The sequence below is a fragment of the Brevundimonas intermedia genome (assembly GCF_027922165.1).
GTDB lineage: Bacteria > Pseudomonadota > Alphaproteobacteria > Caulobacterales > Caulobacteraceae > Brevundimonas > Brevundimonas intermedia.
In genome coordinates this window covers 73,897-99,911 of record NZ_BSFD01000011.1, presented here as the reverse complement: position 1 = coordinate 99,911, position 26,015 = coordinate 73,897, and the positions used below count along the sequence as shown (strand labels likewise).

At 67.6% G+C, this 26,015-nt stretch carries 12 protein-coding genes and 2 tRNA genes; 9 read left to right on the top strand and 5 right to left on the bottom strand.

Annotation, left to right across the window (positions count from 1 at the left end; all coding sequences use genetic code 11):
• Positions 1-50: 50 nt before the first annotated feature.
• Genes PKE72_RS14070 through PKE72_RS14045 form a run of 6 tightly spaced genes read left to right on the top strand, consistent with a single transcriptional unit; the run spans position 51 to position 13,077 of the window.
• On the top strand, positions 51-2,246 hold the full coding sequence (locus PKE72_RS14070; RefSeq protein ID WP_271166007.1) for a beta-N-acetylhexosaminidase: 2,196 nt from the start codon (positions 51-53) through the stop codon (positions 2,244-2,246).
• Positions 2,243-4,849: a beta-mannosidase gene (locus tag PKE72_RS14065; RefSeq protein WP_271166006.1), complete on the top strand. Its 2,607-nt coding sequence runs from the start codon at positions 2,243-2,245 to the stop codon at positions 4,847-4,849. The genes PKE72_RS14070 and PKE72_RS14065 overlap by 4 nt, the downstream gene beginning before the upstream one ends.
• On the top strand, positions 4,846-7,437 hold the full coding sequence (locus PKE72_RS14060) for a glycoside hydrolase family 3 C-terminal domain-containing protein (protein WP_271166005.1): 2,592 nt from the start codon (positions 4,846-4,848) through the stop codon (positions 7,435-7,437). Before PKE72_RS14065 ends, PKE72_RS14060 begins: the two co-directional genes overlap by 4 nt.
• Positions 7,434-8,861 (top strand): glycoside hydrolase family 125 protein, encoded by a 1,428-nt coding sequence (locus PKE72_RS14055; RefSeq protein ID WP_271166004.1) that lies wholly within the window; start codon positions 7,434-7,436, stop codon positions 8,859-8,861. The genes PKE72_RS14060 and PKE72_RS14055 overlap by 4 nt, the downstream gene beginning before the upstream one ends.
• Positions 8,858-11,164 carry a GH92 family glycosyl hydrolase gene (locus PKE72_RS14050; RefSeq protein ID WP_271166003.1) on the top strand — a complete coding sequence of 769 codons (2,307 nt, stop codon included), beginning with the start codon at positions 8,858-8,860 and terminating at the stop codon, positions 11,162-11,164. The genes PKE72_RS14055 and PKE72_RS14050 overlap by 4 nt, the downstream gene beginning before the upstream one ends.
• Complete coding sequence (locus PKE72_RS14045) at positions 11,161-13,077, top strand: alpha-L-fucosidase (RefSeq protein WP_271166002.1); 1,917 nt, start codon at positions 11,161-11,163, stop codon at positions 13,075-13,077. Before PKE72_RS14050 ends, PKE72_RS14045 begins: the two co-directional genes overlap by 4 nt.
• A 224-nt stretch (positions 13,078-13,301) precedes the next feature.
• On the opposite strand, the gene PKE72_RS14040 is transcribed toward PKE72_RS14045, so the two are convergent.
• The 4 genes from PKE72_RS14040 to PKE72_RS14025 all read right to left on the bottom strand — a co-directional run bounded on the left by PKE72_RS14040 (position 13,302) and on the right by PKE72_RS14025 (position 21,314).
• Entirely contained in the window at positions 13,302-17,756 is a 4,455-nt protein-coding gene (locus tag PKE72_RS14040; RefSeq protein ID WP_271166001.1) for a beta strand repeat-containing protein, read from the bottom strand.
• 11 nt (positions 17,757-17,767) lie between these two features.
• Complete coding sequence (locus tag PKE72_RS14035; RefSeq protein WP_271166000.1) at positions 17,768-19,369, bottom strand: ShlB/FhaC/HecB family hemolysin secretion/activation protein; 1,602 nt, start codon at positions 19,367-19,369, stop codon at positions 17,768-17,770.
• A 385-nt stretch (positions 19,370-19,754) separates the two neighbouring features.
• The gene (locus PKE72_RS14030) at positions 19,755-20,759 is read right to left on the bottom strand and encodes a helix-turn-helix domain-containing protein (protein ID WP_271165999.1); all 1,005 of its coding nucleotides are present in this window, start codon (positions 20,757-20,759) and stop codon (positions 19,755-19,757) included.
• A gap of 481 nt (positions 20,760-21,240) precedes the next feature.
• Positions 21,241-21,314, bottom strand: a tRNA-Gln gene (locus tag PKE72_RS14025).
• Between the two features lie 211 nt (positions 21,315-21,525).
• On the opposite strand from PKE72_RS14025, the gene PKE72_RS14020 reads away from it, so the two are divergent.
• Positions 21,526-21,602: transfer RNA gene (locus tag PKE72_RS14020), tRNA-Pro, on the top strand.
• A gap of 147 nt (positions 21,603-21,749) precedes the next feature.
• On the opposite strand, the gene ilvC is transcribed toward PKE72_RS14020, so the two are convergent.
• On the bottom strand, positions 21,750-22,784 hold the full coding sequence (gene ilvC / locus PKE72_RS14015) for a ketol-acid reductoisomerase (RefSeq protein WP_271165998.1): 1,035 nt from the start codon (positions 22,782-22,784) through the stop codon (positions 21,750-21,752).
• Here ilvC and PKE72_RS14010 point away from each other — a divergent pair.
• Positions 22,783-23,325 carry a DUF924 family protein gene (locus PKE72_RS14010; protein ID WP_271165997.1) on the top strand — a complete coding sequence of 181 codons (543 nt, stop codon included), beginning with the start codon at positions 22,783-22,785 and terminating at the stop codon, positions 23,323-23,325. The genes ilvC and PKE72_RS14010 overlap by 2 nt on opposite strands.
• Before the next feature lie 1,005 nt (positions 23,326-24,330).
• Positions 24,331-25,998 carry an energy-dependent translational throttle protein EttA gene (gene ettA / locus PKE72_RS14005; RefSeq protein ID WP_271165996.1) on the top strand — a complete coding sequence of 556 codons (1,668 nt, stop codon included), beginning with the start codon at positions 24,331-24,333 and terminating at the stop codon, positions 25,996-25,998.
• Positions 25,999-26,015 lie beyond the last annotated feature (17 nt).

Genomic DNA, 26,015 nt, shown 5'->3' with positions numbered 1-26,015 from the left:
CGTCAGTCTCAGCTGCGGCCGAGACCGCCTCGCCCCTACCGCTGATCCCCATGCCCGCCTCGGTCACGCGGACGACGGGCGGCGTCTCCATCACGAACGGGGGCGGCGTCGTCGCTTCGGACGCGGGCGCGACCACGGCGGCGCGCCTGCTGATCAATCATGTTCGAACCACGCGAGGGCTTGAGCTTCGCCCTGCGACCACCGGCGCTGTCCGTCTTGAACGCGACGCCGGCGTCGTCGGCGAGGGCGCCTATCGGCTCGAGGTTTCGGACGCCGGGGTGCGGATCACCGCCTCGACGGATTCGGGCCTGCTGTACGGCGCCATGACCCTGGCTCAGTTGCTTTCGCCCGACACCGCCTTCGGCCAGCCCGTCGCCGTCCCGGCCATGGTCATCGAGGACCGTCCCGCCTACCGCTGGCGCGGCTATATGGCCGACGTGGCGCGCCACTACCAACCGGTCTCGGCGCTGAAGACCTCCATCGACCAGATGGCGGCGCTGAAGCTGAACGTCCTCCACCTGCACCTGTCCGACGACCAGGGCTGGCGGATCGAGATCAAGCGCTATCCCGAGCTGACGCGGATCGGCGCCTGGCGCACCACGCCTTCGGCCGGAAACGAACCGCCCAAACGCTATGGCGGCTTCTACACCCAGGACGAGATGCGCGATCTGGTCGCCTACGCCGCCGCGCGGGGCGTCACCATCGTTCCCGAAATCGACCTGCCGGGCCACGCCCAGGCCATCGTCGCCTCCTATCCCGAGCTGGGCGTCTTCGGCGACCGTCCGCCGGTCTCGGGCGACTGGGGCGTCAATCCCTATCTGCTCGACCCCGGCCCGGAAGGGATCGCCTTCGTCAAGGCGGTGCTGGACGAGATCATGGACATCTTCCCCGGCCAGTACATCCATCTGGGCGGCGACGAAGCGATCAAGGACCAGTGGAAACGCTCGCCCCGCGTCCAGGCCCTGATGCGTGAACAGGGGATCGCCACCGAGAACGCACTCCAGTCCGCGCTGATCCGCGAGTTCGACGCCTATCTGCGGGCCCATGACCGGGTGCTGATCGGCTGGGACGAAATCCTCGAGGGCGGCGGCCTGCCGCAGTCCGCCGCCGTCATGTCCTGGCAGGGCGAAAAGGGCGCGATCGAAGCCTCAGCCGAGGGACATGACGTCGTCCTGTCGCCGGCGCCCATCCTGTATCTGGACAATATCCAGTCCTGGCTGCCGGGCGAACCGCCGATGCGGCCGGCCAATCCGGCCATGACCCTGGAACGGGTCTATGGCTACGACCCCATGCCCCAGGCCATCGCGCCCGCCGACCGCCACCATGTGCTGGGCGCCCAGATGAACGCCTGGTCGGAATATCTCTCGACCCCGGCCCTGGTGTGGCACGCCACCTTCCCTCGCCTGGCCGCCTTCGCCGATAACATCTGGTCCGGCGCCCCGACCCGCGACTTCCCCGGCTTCCTCGACCGGCTGGAGCCCCAGATGGCCCGCTGGAAACGGGCGGGCGTGCCCGCCGCCGACAGCGCCTTCGCCGTCGGTTACACGCTTCAGGGCGCCCGCTCCGACGCCGTCCGCACCGGCCAGGCGACCGTGGCCCTGGCCAGCCAGACCGGACAGGGCGTGATCCGCTACACCCTGGACGGCTCCGAACCCTCGCCGACCTCGGCCGTCTATGCCCAGCCCCTGACCACGCCCCTGGGCGTGACCATCCGCGCGACATCGTTCGGCGCCGGGGACCAGGCCCTGGCCGCGCCCCGCACCTATGAAACCCGCCCCGCGGCCCTGCTCACCGCCGACGTCAACGCCCTGTCCGCCTGTATGGGCGGGATCGAACTGCGCCTGCCGCTGGATCCGGATTCCGGCGCGGTCGCCCCGGCCTATAACGCCAACATCTTCGACGACTGCATGAACTGGCGGAACGCCCCGCTCTCGGTCGCCAAGGGCTTTGACATCGAGGTGGCGCGCCTGCCCTACAACTTCGGCATCGCCAATGATTTCAAGCGGATGAAACACTATTTCGCCGCGACCCAGTTCGGCGAACTGATCGTCCGCGCCGGCGGATGCGAAGGAACGCCGGTGGGAACCTTCCCCCTGCCCGACCCTGCCGCCGCGCCGGTGCAGATCCGTTTCGCCGGCCCCCTGCCCGCCGGTCTGACCGACAGCGACCTGTGCATGACCTTCACCTCCCCCATCGGCGACTATTTCTACGCCGTCGGCGGCGTCACGCTGGAGGCGACCCAGTGAGATCGCACCGCGTCAGCGCACTCGCACTCGGCATCGCCCTGTCCTGGGCCATCACGGCCCCCGCCTTGGCCGGCGAACGACAGACCACTCCGCTCGACAGCGGCTGGTCGTTCCGGATCGACCCAACCGACGTCGAAGCCGCCCGCGCCCACCCCCGCGCCGCCCGCTGGCTGCCGGCCCAGACGCCGGGTAGCGTGCAGCAGGACCTGATCGCCGCCGGTCTCGTCACCGACCCCTTCGTCGGGCTGAACGAGGCGGACATCCAGTGGGCCGGACTGACCGATTGGGAATACCGACGCACCTTTGAGGTGACGCCCGAGATGATGGCGCGCGGCCATCTCGATCTGGTGTTCGACGGGCTCGACACCTTCGCCACGGTGCGAGTCAACGGCACGGTCCTGCTGTCGGCGGACAACGCCCATCGGCGCTGGCGGGCCGATGCGAAACCCCTGCTGAAGCGGGGGGCCAATACGATCACCGTGACCTTCGCCTCGCCCATCGACACGCTTCAGCCCATGGTCCTGGCCGAGGCCCATCCCCTGCCCGGCGAATACGACAGCGCCTTCGGCGACGAGCCCAAGGGTCGCCAGACCTCCCCCTATATCCGCAAGCCCAAATATCATTACGGCTGGGACTGGGGCCCGCGGATCGTCAACATCGGCCTGTGGCGGCCGGTGTCGCTGGACGCCTGGGACGACGCCCGGATCGACACCCTGACTATTGACCAGGAGGCCGTGACCGACGCCGAGGCGCGGATCAACGCCCGTCTCGACATCACGGCGGACACCCCGACCTCGGTGCTGGTTCGCGTCGACCTGACCGGCCCCGACGGCCGCACCCAGACCCAGACCCGCCCCGCCGGCCTGGCCCCCGGCGCCAACCGGCTTTCGGTCCCGGTGACCATCCCGGCCCCGCGTCGCTGGCAGCCGATCGGCTATGGCGACCAGCCGCTCTACACCGTCACGGCGACCCTGGTCGAAGACGGCCGCGACAGCGACGTCGCCTCGAAACGCACAGGGCTTCGCACCGTCGAACTGATGCGGGAGGACGGCGGCTTCGGGCTCAAGATCAACGGCGTGCCCATCTTCATGAAGGGCGCCAACCTGATCCCGTTCGACAACTTCCCCGCCCGCGTGAGCAGCGAGGACCAGGCGCATGTGCTGCGCATGGCCGCCGACGCCAATATGAACATGATCCGCGTCTGGGGCGGCGGCTATTATCCCGACGAGGCCTTCTACGAAGTCGCCGACGAACTGGGCCTGATGGTCTGGCAGGACTTCATGTTCGGCGGCGCCGTCACGCCCCCCGGCGCCGACTTCCGCGACAATGTGGCGGTCGAGGCGACCGAACAGGTCGAACGCCTGCAAGCCCACCCGTCCCTGGTGATCTGGGCCGGCAACAACGAAGTCCTGTCCGGATGGGAAAACTGGTCCGACCGCAAGGCCTTCAAACAGGCCGTCGGCCCCGACGAGCAGGAACGGATTGGAACCCATATGGCGGTTCTGTTCGACCGGGTCCTGCGTGAAGCGGTGACGCGCGGCGACGCCGACGTCCCCTACTGGCCCGGCTCGCCCTCGACCGACTACGAGACCCCTACCGACACCGACCGCGACGGCGACCGCCACTTCTGGGACGTCTGGTCGGGCTCAAAGCCCATCGAACGCTATACCGACAGCTGCCCGCGCTTCATGTCGGAATACGGCTTCCAGGCCATGCCGGGCCTGGCCACCATCGCCGCCTTCGCCGGGACGACCGACCTGACCGCCGACAGTCCGGTGATGAAGGCCCACCAGAAATTCCTGGCCGGCGAGGGCAATGCCCGCATCCTCTTCTATCTGGCCCAGCACCACCGCACCCCGCGCGACTTCGCCGACCTGGTCTATCTCAGCCAGGTGATGCAGGCGGACGCCATCCGCACGGCGGCCCTGCACCACCGCGCCTGCCGTCCCGTGACCATGGGCTCGCTGTATTGGCAGCTGAACGACACCTGGCCGGCCATCTCCTGGTCCAGCATCGACTGGTACGGCCGTCCCAAGCTGCTGCACCATGCGGCCCGCCGCTTCTTCGCGCCCCAGGCCATCGTCGCCGAGCGCCGCGCCGGCCAGACCCGGATCGCCCTGGTGTCCGACGCCACGACCCCGGTCGCGGGCCGCTGGACCCTGCGCACCCTCAGCATGGACGGCCAGCTTCTGGCCGAGCGCAGCGGCGCCGTGACCCTGGACCCTCTGTCGGCCGTCGATGTCGTCAATATTGACGACGCCGAGCTGTTCGGCGCCGCCCCGGCCTCGAGCAGCTACGCCGTCGCCGAACTGAGCCTCGACGGTCGCCGCGTCAGCCGCGCCGTCATCGAACGGGCCGAGCCCAAGGACATGGCCTATCCCGACCCCGGCTTGTCCAACCGTTGGGACGGCGACCGCCTGACCGTTACCGCCGCCAATCTGGCGCGAGCCGTCATGATCGATTTCGGCGTCGTGGCGGCCACCCCGTCCGACAACGGCTTCGATCTCCTGCCCGGCGAGAGCGTGACGGTGACGGTGGACAGCGCCGCAGACCCGCAGGCTCTGCGCCAGGCCCTCACCCTTCGCACCCTGGCCCAACCATGAGACACAGCACCGCAATTCTGGCCTTGCTGATGGCGGCTGGCCTCGCCGCCCCCGCAGCGGCCCAATCGGTCAACTGCGCCGCCTGCGCCCCCTCGGACGCCCCGGCTCAGACCGCTTCAGGCGAAGGCCTGACCCTGGAGCGCAAGGCGGCCCAGCTGATGAACGCCGCCCCGGCCGAGTCCCTGCTGGGCCTGCCCGCCTATGACTGGTGGAACGAGGGCCTGCACGGCCTGGCCCGCAACGGCCAAGCGACCGTCTTCCCCCAGGCCATCGGCCTGGCCGCGACCTGGGACGTCGATCTGGTGCAACGCGTCGGGGACGTCACCTCCACCGAAGCCCGCGCAAAATGGAACGCGCGCCCGACCAACGCCGCCCGCGACCTGTACGAGGGCCTGACCCTCTGGTCCCCCAACGTCAACATCTTCCGCGATCCCCGCTGGGGCCGGGGCCAGGAGACCTATGGCGAAGACCCCTATCTGACCGGCCGCCTCGGCGTCGCCTTCGTCCGGGGACTTCAGGGCCCGGACCCGGACCATCCGAAAGTCATCGCCGCCCCCAAACACCTGGCGGTACACTCAGGCCCCGAGGCGGGCCGCGACAGCTTCTCCGTCAATGTCTCGCCGCGAGACCTCGAGGCCACCTATCTGCCTGCCTTCCGCGCCGCGGTGGTGGACGGCAAGGCCCAGTCCCTGATGTGCGCCTATAACGCCATCCACGGCACGCCGGTCTGCGCCTCCTCGGCCCTGATGATCGACCGGCTGCGCGGCGACTGGGGCTTTACCGGCGTGACGGTGTCGGACTGCGACGCCGTGGCCAACATCTATCTGTTCCATCACAGCCAGCCCGACGCCGCCCACGCCGCCGCCGCCGCCCTGAAGGGCGGAACCGACATCAACTGCGGCGGCGCCTATCGCGCCCTGCCCGCCGCCGTGCGCGCGGGTCTGGTCGATGAAGCCCTGGTGGACGCCGCCCTGGATCGCGCCCTCGCCGCCCGACGCGCCCTGGGCGCCGTCGTCGACGGCCGCTCGCCCTGGGACGCGATCCCCGCGACCGCCGTTGGCACGCCCGAACACCGCGCCCTGGCGCGCGAAGCCGCCGAAAAATCCATCGTCCTGCTCGAAAACCGCGCCGCCCTTCTGCCTCTGCAGAACCAGAAGATCGCGGTCATCGGCGCCAATGCCGACGACCTGAACGTGCTCGAGGGCAATTACCACGGCGCGGCCATCGATCCGGTCACGCCGCTGGAGGGTCTGCGGGCGCGCTTCGGCGCGGCGCGCATCACCTACGCCCAAGGCGGTCCTCTGGCCGAGAACACCCCGGTGGTCGTACCCGAAACGGCGCTGAGCAGCGGCGGCCGGCCCGGCCTGGAGGTCGAGGTCCGCGACGCCGACGGCCATGTGATCCGCAGCAGCCGCGACCGCCGCATCGACCTGAACCTGACCAAGACGGCGCCATTCACGGCGCGCTGGACCGGCCTGTTCACGCCCCCCGCCCCCGGCCGCTATCGCCTGATGATCGACGGCCCCGCCTGCTGGCACGCCTGCCCGGCGCATGACGCGGTGCGGCTCTGGGTCAATGGCGTCAAACAGATCGACAGCATCATCGGCGGCTCCGGCCTGGAGGTCGAAGTCGCCGGCGACCGCCCCTCGGACATCCGGCTGGAGCTGGATCACAAGGGCGGCGACGAAGGGATCCGGCTGCGCTGGATCGCCCCCGCCGAGATTCAACGCGCCGAGGCCGAGGCCGCAGCGGCGGCGGCCGACGTCGTAGTCGCCGTGGTCGGCCTGTCGCCCGATCTGGAAGGCGAGGCCCTGCGCGTCTCGGCGCCCGGCTTTGTCGGCGGCGACCGCTCCGAGGTCATCCTGCCCGAACCCCAGATCGACCTGCTGAAGGCGCTGGCCGCCACCGGCAAGCCTCTGGTCGTGGTCATCGCCTCGGGCAGCGCGGTGTCGCTAGGCGACCTCAAGCCCGACGCGGTCCTCCAACTCTGGTATCCCGGCGTCGAGGGCGGAACCGCCCTGGCTTCCGTCCTCAGCGGCGACGTCAATCCGTCCGGCCGCCTGCCGGTGACGATCTACGCCTCCAGCGCCGACCTGCCGGCCTTCACCGACTACGGCATGAAGGAGCGGACCTACCGCTACTTCACGGGAACCCCCGCCTGGCCCTTCGGTCACGGCCTCAGCTACACCCGCTTCGCCTATCAGCCGCCCCGCCTGCCCGAGACGATCGGCGCGGGCCAGCCGCTTGAGGTCGCCGTCTCGGTCCGCAACATCGGCGCACGCCCGGGCGAGGAGGTGGTCCAGGCCTATCTCCTGCCGCCCGACGCCGGCCGCGAAGGCAATCTGACCGACCCGGTCTTGCAACGTCAGCTCGCCGGTTTCGCGCGGGTGTCCACCGCGCCGGGCCAGACCCGCGAGGCCAAACTGACCATCGACCCGCGCGCCATGAGCAGCGTGGACCGCACGGGCACACGCCGCGTCCTGCCGGGCGCCTATCGTCTGTGGCTGGGCGGCGGTCAGCCAGGCGACGCCGACGGCGTCTGGACCCAGTTCGTCGTCACCGGCGAAGCGGTGGAGTTGCCGAAATGATCCCGACCCGACGCACCCTTCTCGCCACGGGCGCCGCCTTCGCCGCCGCTCCGGCGCTCGCGGCGCCCCCCGCCGCCCCCTTCATCAGCCGCCGCCCCGCCGTGTCGGATCGCCGCTTCACCAGCGTCGCCGTCGAGGCGGAGATCCAACGCGTCTCGGCCCGGATCGCCGATCCGAAACTGCGGTGGATGTTCGCCAACTGCTATCCGAACACCCTCGACACCACCGTGCGGATGTCCCAGGTCGACGGCGCGCCCGACGCCTTTGTCATTACCGGCGACATCCCCTGCCTGTGGCTGCGGGACTCGGCGGCGCAGCTGAAGCCCTATCTGCATCTGGCGAACCGCGACCCCGCCCTGGCCGACGTCTTCCGGGGCCTGATCGCCCGCCAAGCCCGCTCGATCCTGATCGACCCCTACGCCAACGCCTTCATGGAAGACCCGTCGGCCGCCTCGAATCTCGAATGGGCCCTGTCCGACGAGACGGAGATGAAGCCCGGCGTCGCCGAACGGAAATGGGAGATCGACTCCCTCTGCTATCCGATCCGTCTCGCCTACGGCTATTGGCGCCAGACCCGCGACCCGCGCCCCTTCGACACCACCTGGGCCGCAGCGGCTGCGGCGTCCGTGCGGACCCTGCGCGAACAGCAGCGCAAAGACGGTCCCGGCCCCTATCGTTTCCGGCGCAAGGCCAACCAGCCGACCGAGACTCTGCTCTGGGGCCAGGGCAATCCGACCCGTCCGGTCGGGCTGATCCACTCCGCCTTCCGCCCGTCGGACGACGCCTGTCTCTATCCTTTCCTCATCCCCGCCAACCTGTTCGCCGTGACCACCCTGCGCGAGCTGGCGGTTCTGGCGGTCGAGGCCCGTCCCGATCCGGCGCTCGCCGCCCAGGCCACGGCCCTCGCCGACGAGGTCGAGGCCGCCCTGCGCCAATGGGGAACCATGCGCCTGAGGGACGGGCGCGAGGTCTGGGCCTATGAGGTCGACGGCTTCGGCAACGCCGTCTTCATGGACGACGCCAACGCCCCCTCCCTGTCCAGCCTCGCCTATCTGGGCTGCGTCAGCCCTACCGACCCGCTGTGGCGCCGCACCCGCGATGCGGCCTGGAGCCCCGACAATCCCTGGTTCTTCAAGGGACGCGCCGCCGAGGGCATAGGCGGCCCCCATGTCGGCCTGGGCCAGGTCTGGCCCATGTCCCTGATCATCCGCGCCCTGTCGTCCGACGATCCGGCCGTGATCCGGGCCTGTCTGCGCCAGTTGCGCGACACCGACGCCGCTGCGGGCTTCATGCACGAGGCCTTCGACCAGGACGATCCGACCCGTTTCACCCGGTCCTGGTTCGCCTGGGCCAACGGCCTGTTCGGCGAACTGATCGTCCACCTCGACCAGACGGCGCCGGCGCTGTTGCAGGAAGCCCTATGATCTCGCGTCGCGCCCTTCTCGCCTCTGCGGCCCTGATCGCTCTGCCTGCTCCCGCCCTGGCTGCTCGCCCGACCTCGACCCGCCCGAACCTCTTCATCGGCACGGGCGGCGACGGCCATACCTATCCCGGCGCCACCCTGCCCTTCGGCATGGTCCAGCTCTCGCCGGACACGGATGTCGAGCGATGGGCCACCTGCTCGGGCTATCACCGCGACGACGACTCCATTCAGGGCTTCAGCCACACCCACCTGTCGGGCACGGGCATAGGCGACATGCTGGACGTCCTGGTGGTCCCCACGACCGGCCCGGTCCAGCTCCTGCCCGGCCCGTTGGCCGATCCTGATCAAGGCTACCGCCAGCGCTTCTCCGACGAACAGGCCCTGCCCGGCGACTACCGCGTCACTCTTGAGTCCGGCGTCCGGGCCGAGCTGACGGTGACGGAGCGAACCGGATGGCACCGCTACACCTTCCCTCAGGGCGCCGGACATCTGCTGATCGACCTGTCCCATCTGGTGGCGGACAGGCCGGGCGCGCGGCCCTTGATCGACGAGGCGTCCCTGGCCCTCGACGCCGACGGAACCCTGACCGGCGGGCGCCGCGTGCATCGCTGGGCCAAGGGGCGGCGGATCTATTTCGCCCTCCAGGTCTCGCGTCCCCCCGACCGGGTCGTCCTGTACGGCGACGACGATGTGGAACAGCCCGCCGGCGCCACGGCCGTCGAGGGCAAGCGGCTCAAGGCCGTGCTCCACTATGACGACGCCGGCGCCGCCCCCCTTCTGGTCCGCTGCGCCCTGTCGGGCGTGGACGTCGCCGGCGCCCGCGCCAATCTGGCGGCCGAGGCCTCGCACTGGGACTTCGACCGGGTGCGTCAGGCGGCCCGGACGCAATGGGCCCAGACCCTGGACTGTATTCGGGTGGAAGGCGGGTCCGAGGATCAGCGCACCATCCTGTCCTCGGCCCTCTATCACGCCCTGCTGGCCCCTACCCTCTTCTCGGACGTGGACGGCCGCTACGTCGGGCTGGACCGCCAGGTTCATACCCTGCCCCAGGGCGAGGCCGCCTACAGCACCTATTCCCTGTGGGACACCTATCGCGCGGTCCATCCGCTGCTGACCCTCATCGCCCCCGACCGCGCCCGCAGCCTGGTCAGCGACCTGATCCGCCAGACCCAGCAGAGCGCCTACGGCCCGCCGGTCTGGCCGCTTCAAGGCGTCGAGACCGGCACCATGATCGGCTGGCACGCCGTGCCCGTTCTGGCCGAGGCCATGGCCAAAGGGATCGTCGCCGACTACGCCGCCGCCTGGCCGGCCATCGCGCGGCGCAGCTTCGATTTCAGCACGGCCGATCTCGCCAACAGCCGGGGCCGCGCCCTCTACGACCAGCTGGGCTACATCCCCGCCGACAAGGTGGAGGAGAGTGTCAGCCGAACCCAGGAATACGCCTATGACGACTGGGCGGCCTCCCATATCGCCCGCGCCGCCGGCGCCGAGGCCGAGGCCCGCCGCCTGGTCCAGCGCTCCGGCAATTGGCGCGGGGTGATCGATCCGGCCATTGGTTTCGCTCGCCCCCGCTTCGCCGACGGCGGCTGGTGGACGCCCTATGATCCAATCCAGCTGGGCCACATGCCCCGGCCCGACTGGCGCGACTATACCGAGGCCAACGGCTGGCAGGCGACCTTCCTGAACCAGCACGACATCTACGGCCTGATCGCCCACCTCGGCGGCGACGCCGTGTTCGAGGCCAAGCTCGACGCCCTGTTCTCGGCGCCCTCAACCCTGCCCGCCAACGCCCCGCCCGACATCGCCGGTCTGGTCGGCCAGTACGCCCACGGCAACGAGCCCGATCAGCACGCGCCCTATCTCTATGCCTATGTCGGCGCCCCCTGGAAGACCCAGGCCATGGTGCGTCGCCTCTGCACCGAGATGTACCACAACGCCCCTCACGGCATCATCGGCAATGACGACTGCGGCCAGATGAGCGCCTGGTTCGTCTTCTCCGCCCTGGGCCTCTATCCGGTCGATCCGGTCGAGGCGGCCTATGTCTTCGGCTCGCCCCTGTTCGACCGCGCCCAGGTCGCCTTGGGCGGCGACCGCACCCTGGTGATCGAGGCGCGGAACAACGCCCCCGACCACCCCTATGTCCAATCGGTCCTCTGGCGCGGACGGCCCTGGAGCAGGGCCTGGATCGCCCACGCCGAACTGATGCGTGGCGGAACCCTGTCCTTCACCATGGGCCCCCGGCCCAACCTCGACTTCGGCCGCGCCCTCGCCGACCGTCCGCCTTCTTTCGGAAAAGCCGCATGACCCTCGACCGTCGCTCCCTGATCGCCGCCGGCGTCGCCCTGGCGGCCGCGCCCTTAGCCCTGCCCGCCCGCGCCGCGTCTCGCGTCGCCCCGCCTGCGCCCTGGGGCGCGGTCCCCTCGGCCCGCCAGTGGCAGTGGCACCAGCGTGAACAATACGCCTTCGTCCACTTCGCCATGAACACCTTCACGGACAAGGAATGGGGCTATGGCGACGAATCCCCCTCGATGTTCAACCCCACCGATTTCGATGCGGACCAGATCGTCGCCGCCGCCCAGGCCGGCAATCTGAAGGGCGTCATCCTGGTCGCCAAACACCACGACGGCTTCTGCCTGTGGCCGACGATGCTGACCGAACATTGCATCCGCAACAGCCCCTACAAGGACGGCAAGGGCGACATCGTCGGCGAGGTCGCGGCCGCCTGTCGCCGGGCCGGCATGGGCTTCGGCATCTATCTGTCGCCGTGGGATCGCAACCACGCCGAATACGGCCGCCCCGCCTATATCGACTATTTCCGCAAACATGTGGTCGAGCTGTGCACCCGCTACGGCGAGTTGTTCGAGTTCTGGTTCGACGGGGCCAACGGCGGCGACGGCTACTACGGCGGCGCGCGCGAGACGCGCCAGATCGACGCCCCCGCCTATTACAACTGGCCCTCGATCGTCGCCCTGGTCCACAGCCATCAGCCGATGGCCTGCACCTTCGACCCCCTGGGCGCCGACATCCGCTGGGTGGGCAATGAGGATGGGATCGCCGGCGATCCCTGCTGGCCCACCATGCCCAATCACCCCTATGTCCAGAGCGAGGGCAATTCCGGCGTGCGCGGCGCCCCCCTGTGGTGGCCGGCCGAGACCAACACCTCGATCCGCCCCGGCTGGTTCTTCCACGCCGACGAGGACGCCAAGGTCCGCAGCCCCGCCAATCTGGTCCGCTATTTCGACACCTCGGTCGGGCGCGGCACAAACATGAACCTGAACATTCCGCCCGACCGGCGCGGCCGTATCCCGGATCAGGACGTCCGCATCCTGAAAAGCTTCGGCGACGCGATCCGGGCCAGTTTCGCCGTCAATCTGGCGGACGGCGCCGCCGTCTCGGCCAGCCATGTCCGCGGCCCCGGCTATGAGCCCGCCCGCGTGCTGGACGGCGACCGCGAAACCTATTGGTCCACGCCCGACGACGTCGTCACCCCCACCCTGACGCTGGACCTGGCCTCGGAACAGAGCTTCGACCTGATCCGTCTGCGCGAATATCTGCCGCTCGGGGTGCGTGTCACCCGTTTCGCCGTCGAGGCCGATGTGGACGGGGCCTGGCGCGTCCTGGCCGAGCACGAATGCATCTCGGCCCAGCGCATCATCCGCCTGGATCAGCCCATCAAGGCCCGTCGTCTGCGGCTGCGCGTGCTGGAGGCCCCGGCCTGCCCCGCCATCACTGAATTCGCCGTCTTCCGCTCGGTCGCCCCCGTCGCCGTCCCGCCGGTGGCGTCCAGTGATCCGAAGGTCCTGTCCACCGCCGGCTGGCGCATCGTCGAGGCCAGCGCCCCGGGCGCCGAGGCCCTGCTGGATTCTGAGGTCTCCACCGCCTGGATCCTGCCTGCGCCGACGCCGTCGCAACCGGCGACCGTCACCCTCGACCTGGGCGCGGTCCAGGCTCTGGGCGGCTTCAGCCTGACCCCGGCCCGCCACCCCATCCGGGGCGCGGCGCCCCCGCGCGGCTACCGCGTCGAACTCAGCGCCGACGGCGTCAGCTGGACGCCCGAGACGACCGGCGAATTGTCCAACATCGCCTACGCCCTCTCCACCCAGAGGGTCGCCTTCGCCGGCCCCCGCTCGGCCCGCTACATGCGATTCCACTTCGACCAGACCGCCGTCCCCGCCGCCCGCCTCGCCATCGCCGGCATCGGCGGCTTCAAGCCCTGAGGAAGCACGCAGGGACCGTCTGAACGCCGCCCGCGCGGGCGGTCCCAGCCTGACAAAAGCCTGGCGTCGCCCCCGTCCATCCCCCGATGGCGGGGGCGTCTGGCTGTGCGAAGACCTCATCCACGCCCAAGCGCGCAAAAAGGCTTTCCCAACGGATCGCTCACGCCCCTTCGCGGGCGTTCAGCCCTTGCTGCAATTACGACGCGCCAGATGCTCGGTGACCCTCATTGCATCCGAACGACTGTATTTCCCTGGGCGCCCTGCTGGGTGTCGCAGCCGCGAGAAGACAACCCCTCGCATTTGTCAGGAAGCGCCATTGTGGGAATCGCCGCGTCCAATTCTTCCTCGCTCTCGATGAGCATTGGAACTGGAGCCGCGGGCACAGTTGCGGCTCGCGCGACCGAGGCGATGGACCGGGCGTCCGAAGCCGATACGGTGTCTTCGACCGTCAGGTTTCCCTCAACATAGAGGATGTCGTAGTTGGACAAGCCCGCACCCACAGCGCTCGTCGCATCGATAGCGTAGACGCCTCGGGCGGCGTCGGGCGCAGCGCCTTCGCTGATTAGGGATACAGACGACACAACGTCGCCATTCACCAGTCCAGCGACCGAATAACCGTCCAGACGCGCCGTCTCTCCAAAACGCTTCGTTTCGTCGCTTGCCGTGATCGTCAGCCCGGCCTTGCCCACGGTCAGCACGCCGCCGACATAGGTGATGTCGTAGTTCGACAGGCCCGCGCCGCCGGCGTTGGCCGCCGTGATCGTATAGTCGCCCACGGTCGCCGTCGTCGCCGACCCCGTGCTGGCCAGATCGACCGAGGTCACGGCGTCGCCATTCACCAGACCGCTGACGCCATAGCCCGCCAAGGTCGAGCCCTGGCCGTAGGTCTTGGCCGCATTGTTCGCCGTGATCGTCAGCCCGGCCTTGCCGACCGTCAGCACGCCGCCGACATAGGTGATGTCGTAGTTCGACAGGCCCGCGCCGCCGGCGTTGCCCGCCGTGATCGTATAGTCCCCGACCGTGGCCGTCGTCGCCGACCCCGTGCTGGCCAGATCGACCGAGGTCACGGCGTCGCCGTTCACCAGGCCGCTCACGCCATAGCCCGCCAAGGTCGAGCCCTGGCCGTAGGTCTTGGCCGCATTGTTCGCCGTGATCGTCAGCCCGGCCTTGCCCACGGTCAGCACGCCGCCGACATAGGTGATGTCATAGTTCGACAGGCCCGCGCCGCCGGCGTTGGCCGCCGTGATCGTGTAATCGCCCACGGTCGCCGTCGTCGCCGACCCCGTGCTGGCCAGATCGACCGAGGTCACGGCGTCGCCGTTCACCAGGCCGCTGACGCCATAGCCCGCCAAGGTCGAGCCCTGGCCGTAGGTCTTGGCCGCATTGTTCGCCGTGATCGTCAGCCCGGCCTTGCCGACCGTCAGCACGCCGCCGACATAGGTGATGTCGTAGTTCGACAGGCCCGCGCCGCCGGCGTTGCCCGCCGTGATCGTATAGTCGCCCACGGTCGCCGTCGTCGCCGACCCCGTGCTGGCCAGATCGACCGAGGTCACGGCGTCGCCATTCACCAGACCGCTCACGCCATAGCCCGCCAAGGTCGAGCCCTGGCCATAGGTCTTGGCCGCGTTGTTCGCCGTGATCGTCAGCCCGGCCTTGCCTACCGTCAGCACGCCGCCGACATAGGTGATGTCATAATTCGACAGGCCGGCGCCGCCGGCGTTGGCCGCCGTGATCGTGTAGTCGCCCACGGTCGCCGTCGTCGCCGATCCCGCGCTGGCCAGATCGACCGAGGTCACGGCGTCGCCGTTCACCAGGCCGCTCACGCCATAGCCCGCCAAGGTCGAGCCCTGGCCGTAGGACTTGGCTGCGTTGTTCGCCGTGATCGTCAGCCCGGCCTTGTCCACGGTCAAAACGCCCGTGCTGTTCAAATTTAGACCATAACCCGATTGAGAGGTGTCCAGCGTCCCTTGACCGACGGTGATCGCATAAGGCCCGCCGGCGACCGAGGCGTTCGCACTCGCGCCAACGGAACCGATAATGGGCGCACCGCTCACCACCGCGCTGAGCATATCGGCCTGATAGGCCCCCGTGACGCCGCTCATAAGGCCGGTGATCGTATAGTTGTTCGAAAGATCAGGTGTTTGACCATAGATCTTCGACGCGTTCAGCGATGTTGCCTGAAGCACGGGTTGGTAGGCGAAGACATAGCGATTGCCCGTGCCGGCCACCGTTCCCAGAGCGGCCGTATTCCATAAGGCGGACGCATTACTATCGAGACCGTTGAACTGGTGAGGATCGGTCGGCGAGTTGAGGTAGATCAGCCAGCGTCCGCTGGAGATGTTGATCGCGCCGACGCCCACGTCGTTGATGAAGGCGTCGCCTGCGGCCAGCCGGACATCGCTTGCGTTGAGGACGCCGGTCAAGCGCAAGCCTGTTGCGCCTGTCGCGGTCAAGGCGCCGACGTTGGCCGCGCCCAGAATGAGGTTTCCGCTATCGGTGATCGATGTGGCCCCGCCGGTCAGGGTTACGGCCTGGCCGAAATCATTGACTGCCGTGGTCAGGGTGATGGCGCCCGCTCCGGCGTTGAGACCGGTGGTCCCGGTGACGCTCAGACCATCCGTCGTGGACTGGCTGATGGCCCCGCCGTTGCTGGTCGCGACAAGCGCGCCGGTCACGACGCCGCGCCCCAGGTTCAAGGCGCCGCTGCTGTTCACCGTCAAGGCGCCGGTCGACAGCGTTCCCAGCGTCAGGGCTCCGCTATCGGTAATTTGCGTCGTTCCGCCCGTCAGCGAAACCGCCTGACCGAAATGATTGCCGGCAGTGGTCAGGGTGATGGCCGCAGCGCCCGCATCCAGAGCGCTGGCGCCTGTGACGGTCAGGGCGTTGGTCGTCGATTGGGTGATCGCCCCGCCGTTGCTTTGAGCCGTCAGCGCGCCCGTCACGGTCCCGCTGCCCAGGTTCAGGGCGCCGGTGCTGGTCGCCGTCAGACTGCCTGTCGCCAGCGAGCCAAGGGTCAAGGCGCCGCTTGAGACGATCTCGGTCGTCCCACCCGTCAGATTGACCGCCTGGTCAAAATCGTTGTTCGCCTGGCTCAGAGTGATCGCGCCGGAGCCGGCTTGAACAGTGCTGACGCCCGTCGCCGCGATCCTTCCAGCGGTCTGGCTGATCGCGCTGTTGGTGCTGGATAGCCCAAGCGTGCCGGAGGCGTTGATGTCATGGCCGATCGCGATCCCGGTCGCGCCCGACAGGGTCACATTCGCTCCGGAAAGCGCGGCCAGCGTGGTCAATGTCCCGCCGCTGCTCAATCTCAGATCGGCGCTTCCGGTGTTGATCGCACTCGATGGCAAGATCAAAGCCCCGGCGGCGATCAGCGACAGCTCGCTGTTGGCGCCAAGGGTCAATGCGCCCATCGATAGATTGCCCGAAGCGACGATTTTGACGCCACTGGCCGTCGCCCCCACTGCGCCGCCAAATGTGTTGCCTGCGTTTTCAAGCGTAAGCCTATGGCCCGCCAGGGAAAAACTGCTGGCGCCGCCAACTGACAATGCGCTGCTTTGCGTCAGGTCGGTCGTCGTCGTGAGGCTTAAGCTCCCACCTACGCTCAGCGAGCCCAGCTGCGAGATGTTATTGGCGCCCGTAAAATTGGCATAGCCGCCGATGCTGCCCCCCAAGCTCCCGGCGGTATAGACGCCCCCCTGCTGGACAGCCGAATTGGTGCTGAGGCTGATCGATCCTTCGCCCACGTCGATCGAACCGTTCCCCACGATCCCGACCTGCCCGGCTCCGTTCGCCACCAGAGACACTGATCCGTCCGGTCCACTGCTGATGGACGCGGCGCTGATCGTGCCGCTGTTGTTGATCAACTGATTGAACGCGCCCTGAACCGCGCTGGCCTGCAGTCTGATCACACCGCCGGGCGCGATCAGACTGCCCGAGTTGTCGACGGCAAGGGTGTCAAGTTGAAATAGCATCGCCTTGTCGACCACGACGCCAAAACCGCTGCTTTCGAAGGTCAACGTCACCTTGTCGGCGGCGGCCAGGTTGATCGAACCGACGCTCGCTGTGATCGTCCCGCTATTGACGACCTTGCCGCCCAGGAGCGTCACCCCCCCAGCCGCCGCCGTGATCGTTCCGCCGTTGGACATCAGCGCGACGGTGTTGCCGCCTGCGTCCATGACATCGACGCCGCTCATAAAGTTGGAAGACGACTGGTCCAGCGTACTCGCAATCAGACCGCCGACGTTGATCTGCGCCGTGCTGCCGAAGATCATGCCGTTGGTGTTCACCAGGAACACCTGCCCGTTGGAATTCAGCTGACCGAAGATCTGGGTAGGGTTCCCGCCCACAACCCGATTGAGAACGACCGACGAGGTGCCGGGCTGGTTGAAGGTGACCGTCGCCGCAGAGCCGATATCGAAGCTCGTCCAGTTCAACGCCATGCGGGCCGAGGTCTGGTCGATCGTCAGGGATGCGCCGCTTGGCGCGTTGATCGTGCCTGTTCCACCGGCGATGCTGCCGCCGCTCGGCAACTGGGTCGAGGCGACCTGGGCTGTCGCATAGTGGGGCGCGAAGGCGGCGATCAGGCCGGTCGCCAACGCCAAGGGCGACACGGCGCGTTTCAACTGCGCCCGAACGCGACGTCCGTTCAACGATGACTTGAGGCTATGCAGGGGTGTCATGGCGCAGTCCCTTAGAAGCTAAATCCGAGCGCGGCCCAGATTTGGACGTCGCCGGTCTGGGCCGACGGATTGTCTGTAAGAGGCGTGGAGGCGGTAAGCGTCAGTTGCAGCCCCCGTCGGTAAGGGAGGTTGACGTCGACCCCCACGCCGACGCCGTCGTAACGCTCGGGCCTGGCCCCCCGGCGACGATTATCGGCCGTAGGGGACACCCGCCCCCAGTCGTAGAAGGCTTTGAAGGTGACGATCTCCGACCACGGCCGCCCCTTGAACGGAGACGCAACCCCGCCAAAGCCCGGCGCATCGACCTGGTATTCTGCGGTCAGTTGAAGACCCCGGTCGCTCAGCGCGGCGGACAGGGGCGCAGCCCTGACGCTTTCAGGTCCGCCGATGGCGAATTGCTCGAGTGGCGGAAGGGCCGCCTCGGTATATTGGCCGGATCCCTGGACGAGAATCCGCTGATCAGCGGTCAGACCCTGAATCCGCGAGAGCGACAGCCGCGCGATCAGGAAGTCGCTGTCGTGCTCGCCATATATGAAGTTCTGCGAGGCGGATCGATCGTTGAAGGATTTCCTCAGCGTCACCTGCCCGAAGTTTACGCCTCGGCTTGACGGTTGATCTTGACGAAAAGCCAGGCCGGCTTCGACGACATCGAAAGCATGGTCCGACAGCCGTAGACCGAGGCCGTCCAGCTTGGACGTCTCGTAGATATAGGTCCCTGTGGCCTGCGCCTGGAACAACGGCGTGTTCGCGAACTTCCACTCGAAGCCGAAAGCGCCCTGCGTGGTCGGGCCGCTGATGTCCAATGCCGCGAACGGACCCGTGCTCAGGTCCAACTGGCTCCGGCTGATCGAGGCGACGGCGCTGAGGCCAGGCGTCATGACCAGCGGCAGCCTGTAGGACGCCGATCCGGTCCAGCTGTCGCTGGGATCCAAAGCATAGCCGTAACTTGCCGACAGAACGTCGCCCAGCCCCAGTGGGCTGTACAGGCTGGCGCCGGCTTCGAGCCGATATCGGCCCGAGGTCTCGGTGCCGTGGTTGTTGACGCCAAACCTCAAGGCGTAAGGGCGGCCCTCGTCCTCCGCCGTCACGACAATATCCGTTTCACCCGCCTTGGCGCCCCGCTCCAACACCGTCGAAACCTTGGCCGCCGGCAGGTCCCGCCCGTACCGGATGGCCTGTCCCAAGGTCTCTGACTGGAGCGGGCGGCCGATCAAATCCCGGTAAGGCGCCCGTAACGCCGCTTCCCTAAGTCGCCCGTTGGCGACGACACGAACCTCTCCGACACGCCCCTCGACGACCTCGATCGTCAGAACATGATCTTCACCGATACGCTGCGGCGGGATGATCGCCGTCGCCGTCAAGAAGCCTGCCTGGCGATAGGCGGCCGTGATCGCATCGGCGATCTGCGACATCTGATCAAAGGTCAGGCGAGGCGCCCCGCTCGCTGAGGCGATCCGGCTCGCCAAGGCGTCCGACGCGACACGCTGTATGGACGATTCTGAAATTCCTGTGCCCGGATGCTCGGACACGCCCACGATCCGCACACTCGAAATCAGCGCGGATTGCTCGCCGCCAGGTTCGTTGGACACCTGCGTCGTGGAGGCGGCCGGCAAGGCCTCCACAGGTTCAGCGCACAGCCCAAACACAGCTGCGACAAACGCGATTTTATACACTGGTTATGAGCCCCCGCCCCTTTTGGCCGCGCCTAGGCCCGACATTTTTTATTTTAGACGAACGCAAATATTAGAAGCGACAGCGCAACGGATGAACGCCATCACCCACGGCTCGGCGACGCGATGCGCATAGCCGTCGCGAGCGACATTGTTTCAGTACCACAGATCGACTCCGTTGTTCTGGATGATGAAGGACAGGCTCCGAGCATCAGATCGCGCTCGTAAAAGCGGCCCAGAAGAGAGATGAAAAGCGCTCGCGGCATCCGTCGCGCCAATGTGCGGCAAGGCGCATTCCAGCCCGAGAAATTGAGCCTTTCAGCGCAGACTAGCTGAGATTGACGATCCAGCTTCGCCAGTCCTCTTCGCTTCGCATGGGTTCGGACGCACCATTTGAGGCCGCGAGGCCGCGGAGTTCGCGCGGGGTCATGCCGTACAGATTACGGAACGCCGCGACGAAGTTCGACCTGTGGCTGAAGCCGAAGGCTGCCGCTATGGCGCCGATCCTTTTCTCACGTCCGCGAGGGTCGAGCAGCCGATCCCGAACCGCCCGCAACCGCCTCTGCTGGACATAGGCGGAGAAGCCGCCGAGCGGCTGAAACAGGTAGTAGAGCTTGCGTTCGGATATGGCGAAGGCCGCGGCCGTCTCGGCGGCGCTCAGGGTCGGATCTGCGAGCCGCGTCTCTATTCTACGGCAGATTTGCTCGACCAGACTCTGGTTCGCCGACGAGCGCGACGCCTCGTTCAGATGTCCGTTGATCGCGGCTGCAGCCAGCGCCACCGTCGGCTCGACCAGGAGCGCCGCCTGATCGCGTCCGAGCGAAGGGGCCAACTCCGTCAACAGGGATAGATGCCCACGCAGAAGACTGACGAGAGGATCTTCGCGAGGCACGATTTTGAGGTGGACATCGTCCGGCTGTCTGATCAGCGGAGCGAGCAGGCGCCGGGGGATGATGAGGTTCATGTTCTCGTAGTCGGTCGCCGCCGTGTCGAGCGGCTGCGCCAGATCGACGATCAGCAGATCGCCGGGACGGGTCCAGGCGTCGGACGTCGCGTCTCGCGGGCCGCACGCCCCCTCGGGATAGAACTGAACGAGATAATGCGAGAGCCCGTCCTGAGCCGTGCGGTAACGCGAGCGGCTAAAGGACTGGGCGGTGGAGCGACTATGCCCGACCAGAAGCTCCCCGAAGCCATAGCCGCCTGCACGCCCATGAAAGGCGCCATGGCTTGGGGCTGCAACCTTTACGTCGAACATGACGCTCATGGCCTCGGTCCAACTGGCCACAGCGGCGTGATCCGCCCCCTGGCCGGCGTCGAAGAAGGAGGCTTGCACCCTCGCGTCTGCGCCAAGCTGCGTCATTCCCGCGTCTCACACCGAAAGCTTTGCCGTGTCCAGCCCGAAAAACAGCCGCCGAAGGACCGTTTTCGCTGACCAGAATCACGCGTCAACCAATTCGCGTTGAACAGAGCGGTCGAGAATGTCTTTCGGCACGGCCAAGCGCCGCTCGTTCTGGCCGAACGCATGAAGGAGGATGTCAGCCTTGCGGATTTGGCGTCCGCAGTGGGCCGCAGGGCGCGGCTGATGAAGCGGACGCTGGCCGCCCCTCTGACATGTCCGCAGGCGATTGGCGCCTCGTGGATTTGCGCCGTTTGCGCAGCACCGATCTGGACGCCCTGACGCCGGAATGGCGCGAACTCATCCGAGGATACGATCTCGCCGTTGTCGCGCCCGCGCTGATGACCCCTAGCGGCGGAATCGGCAACCGGCATGGCCGCCGTGGGGCTGAAACAGGCTCAAATCCAGTGAAAGCGGATGGCTGGGGAACTAGGACTCGAACCTAGAATGACGGTACCAAAAACCGGAGTGTTACCATTACACCATTCCCCAGCAGGTCCGGCGACCGCTGCGCTCTCGCGCGGCGGAGGCGGTCAGATAGGCCAAACCGTTTTCGGATGCAACACCCTCTTTCAGGACTATTTTCGCCCCGTGCAAAGCCCCGTGCAAAGAAGGTCGAAATGGACGCTTGCGGGGTCCGAAACCCATGGCTATAAGCCGCGTCCTCACTTCGGGGCGACGCCGCCAGGCCAGCCCCCACGGTCGGAGTGTGGCTCAGCCTGGTAGAGCACTGCGTTCGGGACGCAGGGGTCGGAGGTTCGAATCCTCTCACTCCGACCATCTTCTCTTTCTAAAATTCTATATGATCGTCACCCTCGGGCTGGACCCGAGGGCCGGGCCGTCCGCCGCATTGCGTCACTGAGGACGCACAGCCCGATCCACAGCCGATCCTCGGGTCGAGCCCGAGGATGACGAATCTCCTGCGCATCAGTCGTCGTTCGCCGCCGTCTCCCGCGCCAGCCGCGCCACCTCGTTCAGATGCGCCTCCACCGACTCGATCGGCCGCCGCCCCAGGGCCCCGCGCCGCGCCAGCAGGTCGGGCGAACCGGCGTCGTAATCCGCCATCAGGGCCCGCACGAACCCCCCGCCCTGCACCTCGGCCAGCACCTGGTCCATCGCCGCGCGCGAGGCGGCGTTGATGATGCGCGGCCCGGTCAGATAGGCCCCGTACTCCGCCGTATTGGAGATCTTGGCGAAGGCGCCGGCTATGCCGCGCTCATACATCAGGTCGGTGACCAGCTTGGCTTCATAGAAACACTCGAACCAGGCCACCTCGGGCGGATAGCCGGCCTCGACCAGTTTCATGAAGGCCGAATCGATCAGTTCGGCGATCCCGCCGCACAGCACCACCTGTTCCCCGAAGAGATCGCTCTCGCACTCGTCCCTCATCGTCGTCTCGAGGATGCCCTTGCGCCCGCATCCCAGGGCGGCCGCATAGGACAGGCCCAGGGCGTGGGCCCCGCCCGTGGCGTCCTGATGCACCCCGAACAGGCAGAAGACACCCTCTCCGGCCTCGTACAGGTCGCGGATGCGCGGCCCGATCCCCTTGGGCGAGGCCAGGATGACGTCCAGGTCCGCGCGCGGCTCCACCAGGCCGAACCGCACCGACAGGCCGTGGGCGAAGACCAGGGCCGCGCCCGGCCGCACGTTCGGCGCCAGCTCGTCGCGCCACAGGTCCCGGTGCGCCTCGTCCGAGGTCATGACGGCGACCACGTCCGCCCCCGCCGCGGCCTCTGCGGCCGTCATCACGGAGAAGCCGTCGGCCGTGGCGCGTTCCCGCGTCTTCGACCCGGTCTTCAAGCCCACGACGATGTCGGTCACGCCCGAATCGCGCAGGTTCAGCGCATGGGTCCGCCCCTGGCTGCCGTAGCCGATCATGGCCACGCGCTTGCCGCGAAGGATCGAAAGGTCGCAGTCGCGGTCATGGAAGACGGGCAACGTATTGGCTAGGATCTGGCTCATGACCGCCTTCATAGCCCCATCCGACGTCGTCGCCTTCTGGAAAGAGGCCGGTCCCGAAAACTGGTTCGCCAAGGACGCGGCCTTCGACGCCGCGTTTCGCGCGCGGGGCCATGATCTGCACCTGTCCGCCGCCCGGCGCGAGCGCGACGACTGGATCGATGCGCCCGAGACCGCGCTCGCCCTCCTGATCCTGCTCGACCAGTATCCGAGGAACAGCTTCCGCGGCACGGCGCATCAGTTCGCCACCGACCCCCTGGCCCTGATGTTCGCGAACCAGGCCGTGGCGCGCGGCCACCACCTCCAGGTCGCCCCCGAACTGAAGAACTTCCTCCTCCTCCCCTTCGAACATTCCGAACGGCTCGAAGATCAGGACCGCTACATGGCCCTGATCGCCGGCGACGCCGAGCTCGAGAAATGGGGCCGCCTCCACCGCGACATCATCCTCCGCTTCGGCCGCTTCCCCCACCGCAACCCCGCCCTGGGCCGCGCCACCACGCCCGAAGAACAGGCCTTCCTCGACGAGGGCGGTTTCGGCGGCTGAACGTTCGAGAGCGAGTTCGCGGCCAAGAGCCCCTCCACCACCGCGCAAAGCGGCGCGGCGGTCCCCCTCCCCGCAAAGCGGGGAGGAGACGCGGCGGCGGCGCCTGTCTCCTCCCCACGCAGTGGGGAGGTGGATCGACGCGCAGCGGCGAGACGGAGGGGCTCTTTGACGCCGCACCGCGCACAATGACGCTGCCTCCACCCCAATGATCCACCCCCGCGCGCGGAAAGGTGACGCCCCCCTCCCTCTTTCGTCATTCCGGGCGCAGCGCAGCGGAGACCCGGAACCCAGCGGCGCGCGTGAGCGCGAACCTGTCGCGAACTCGCTGCTCGACATCTTGCGGCGGACCCATTTCGCCTTCGGCGCCGCTGGGTTCCGGGTCTGCGGGCCAAGCGGCCCTTCGCCCGGAATGACGAAAGACGGGGGTCCGCGCGCACAATGACGCTGCCTCCCCCTCAACGATTTCAACGCCCTAACAGAATTTCACCCTCCTCTTCTAACCACCCCTCAAACCTCCAGCATAATCCTCTCATCCCCGCCGATGGGGAGGGCGTCGGATCCAGCGCCCTGACGGCGGCGGGGCTGTGGTCGAGCGATGAAGCCGGCGGGAAGGAGACCGCCGGGGTCCTTAGGGGCGGCGATGGATGCCGTCTCCTGCTCGCCGCACGCTTCGGAAAGCGGACCGCTGTCGATTTTCAATCGGCACGTCCGCCCCGGCGAAGCCGTCGCAAGGCGGCCCGCCGATCCGGCAAGGCTCGAAGACGAGGGCCGCCAGCCGGAGCGCGTGTGGAAAACGACCGCGTGGGACGACGACTGCGCCGAAACGGTACTTAAAACTTCAAACCCCGGGTGCAGACCCGGCGTCCCACGCCCTCCCCAACTTCGCCGCGAAACCGGCGAAGGCGCCCGCGCATGTCTTCGCCTCATTTGCTCTCTCGCCTCAGGATCGCTACATCCGCCCGAACCTCCCAATCCGACGAAACCCGAAGGGCGAAACCGCACCTCATGGCGCAGCAATATATTTTCCAGATGCAGGGTCTGACCAAGACCTTCCCCGGCGGCCGCAAGATCTTCGAGAACATCTGGCTCAGCTTCTACAACGACGCCAAGATCGGCGTCGTCGGGGTCAACGGCTCGGGTAAATCCACCCTGCTGAAGATCATGGCCGGCCTGGACACCGAGTTCACCGGCGAGGCCCGCGCCGCCGACGGCATCAAGCGCGGCTATCTGGAGCAGGAGCCCAAGCTCGACGACAGCCTGAACGTCCGCGAGAACGTCGAGGCCTGGTGCGAAGAGAAGCAGTGGGTCAACCGCTTCAACGCCGTCGCCGCCGAACTGGGGGAGAACTACACCGACGAGCTGATGGAGGAGATGACCTCTCTCCAGGAGAAGATCGACGCCGGCGACGTCTGGGACATCGACAGCCGTATCGAAATGGCCATGGGCGCCCTGCGCTGCCCGCCCGACGATTGGGAAGTCACCAACCTGTCCGGCGGTGAGAAGCGCCGCGTGGCCCTGGCCCGCCTGCTGCTGTCCAAGCCCGACATGCTGCTGCTCGACGAACCGACCAACCACCTGGACGCCGAATCCGTCGCCTGGCTGCAGCATCACCTGGAAAACTTCCCCGGCTGCGTCATCCTGGTGACCCACGACCGCTACTTCCTGGACCTCGTCACCAAGTGGACGCTGGAGCTGGACCGCGGCAAGGGCCACCCGCACGAGGGCAACTATTCCTCGTGGCTGGAAGCCAAGACCAAGCGCGTCGTGCAGGAACAGTCGGAATCCGAAGCCCGCCAGCGCGCCCTCACCCGCGAACTGGAATGGGTCCGTTCGGGCGCCAAGGCCCGTCAGGCCAAGTCCAAGGCCCGTCTGGCCGCCTACGAGCGGATGGTCGAGGAACAGGAATCGATGCGCGGCGCCCAGACCCACGCCCACATCCAGATCCCGCCCGGCCCGCGCCTGGGCAATGTCGTGCTGGAAGTCGAAGGCCTGGCCAAGACCTATGGCGACAAGACCCTGTTCGACAACCTGACCTTCAAACTGCCGCCCAACGGCATCGTCGGCGTCATCGGTCCCAACGGCGCCGGCAAGTCGACCATGTTCAAGCTGATCACCGGTCAGGAAACGCCCGACGGCGGCACGATCAAGGTCGGCGAGACCGTCAAGCTGGCCTATGTCGACCAGTCGCGGGACGACCTGAAGCCGGACGAGACCATCTGGCAGGCCATCTCCGGCGGCACCGATGTGATGATGGTCGGCAAGCGCGAGATCAACACCCGCGCCTATGTCGGCAGCTTCAACTTCAAGGGCGGCGACCAGCAGAAGAAGGTCGGCCAGCTGTCGGGCGGTGAGCGCAACCGCGTGCACCTGGCCAAGACCCTGGCCTCGGGCGGCAATCTGATCCTGCTCGACGAACCGACCAACGACCTGGACATCGAGACCCTGCAGAACCTCGAAGAGGCCCTGGAAGAGTTCGCCGGCTGCGCCGTGGTCATCTCCCACGACCGCTGGTTCCTGGACCGTCTGGCCACCCACATCCTCGCCTTCGAGGGCGACGGCCACGTGGAATGGTTCGAGGGGAACTTCGAAGCCTACGAACAGGACAAGATGCGTCGCCTGGGCGCCGACAGCATCATCCCCAAGCGCATCCAACACCAGAAGTTCGGGCGGTAATCGTCTGATCGAAAAAG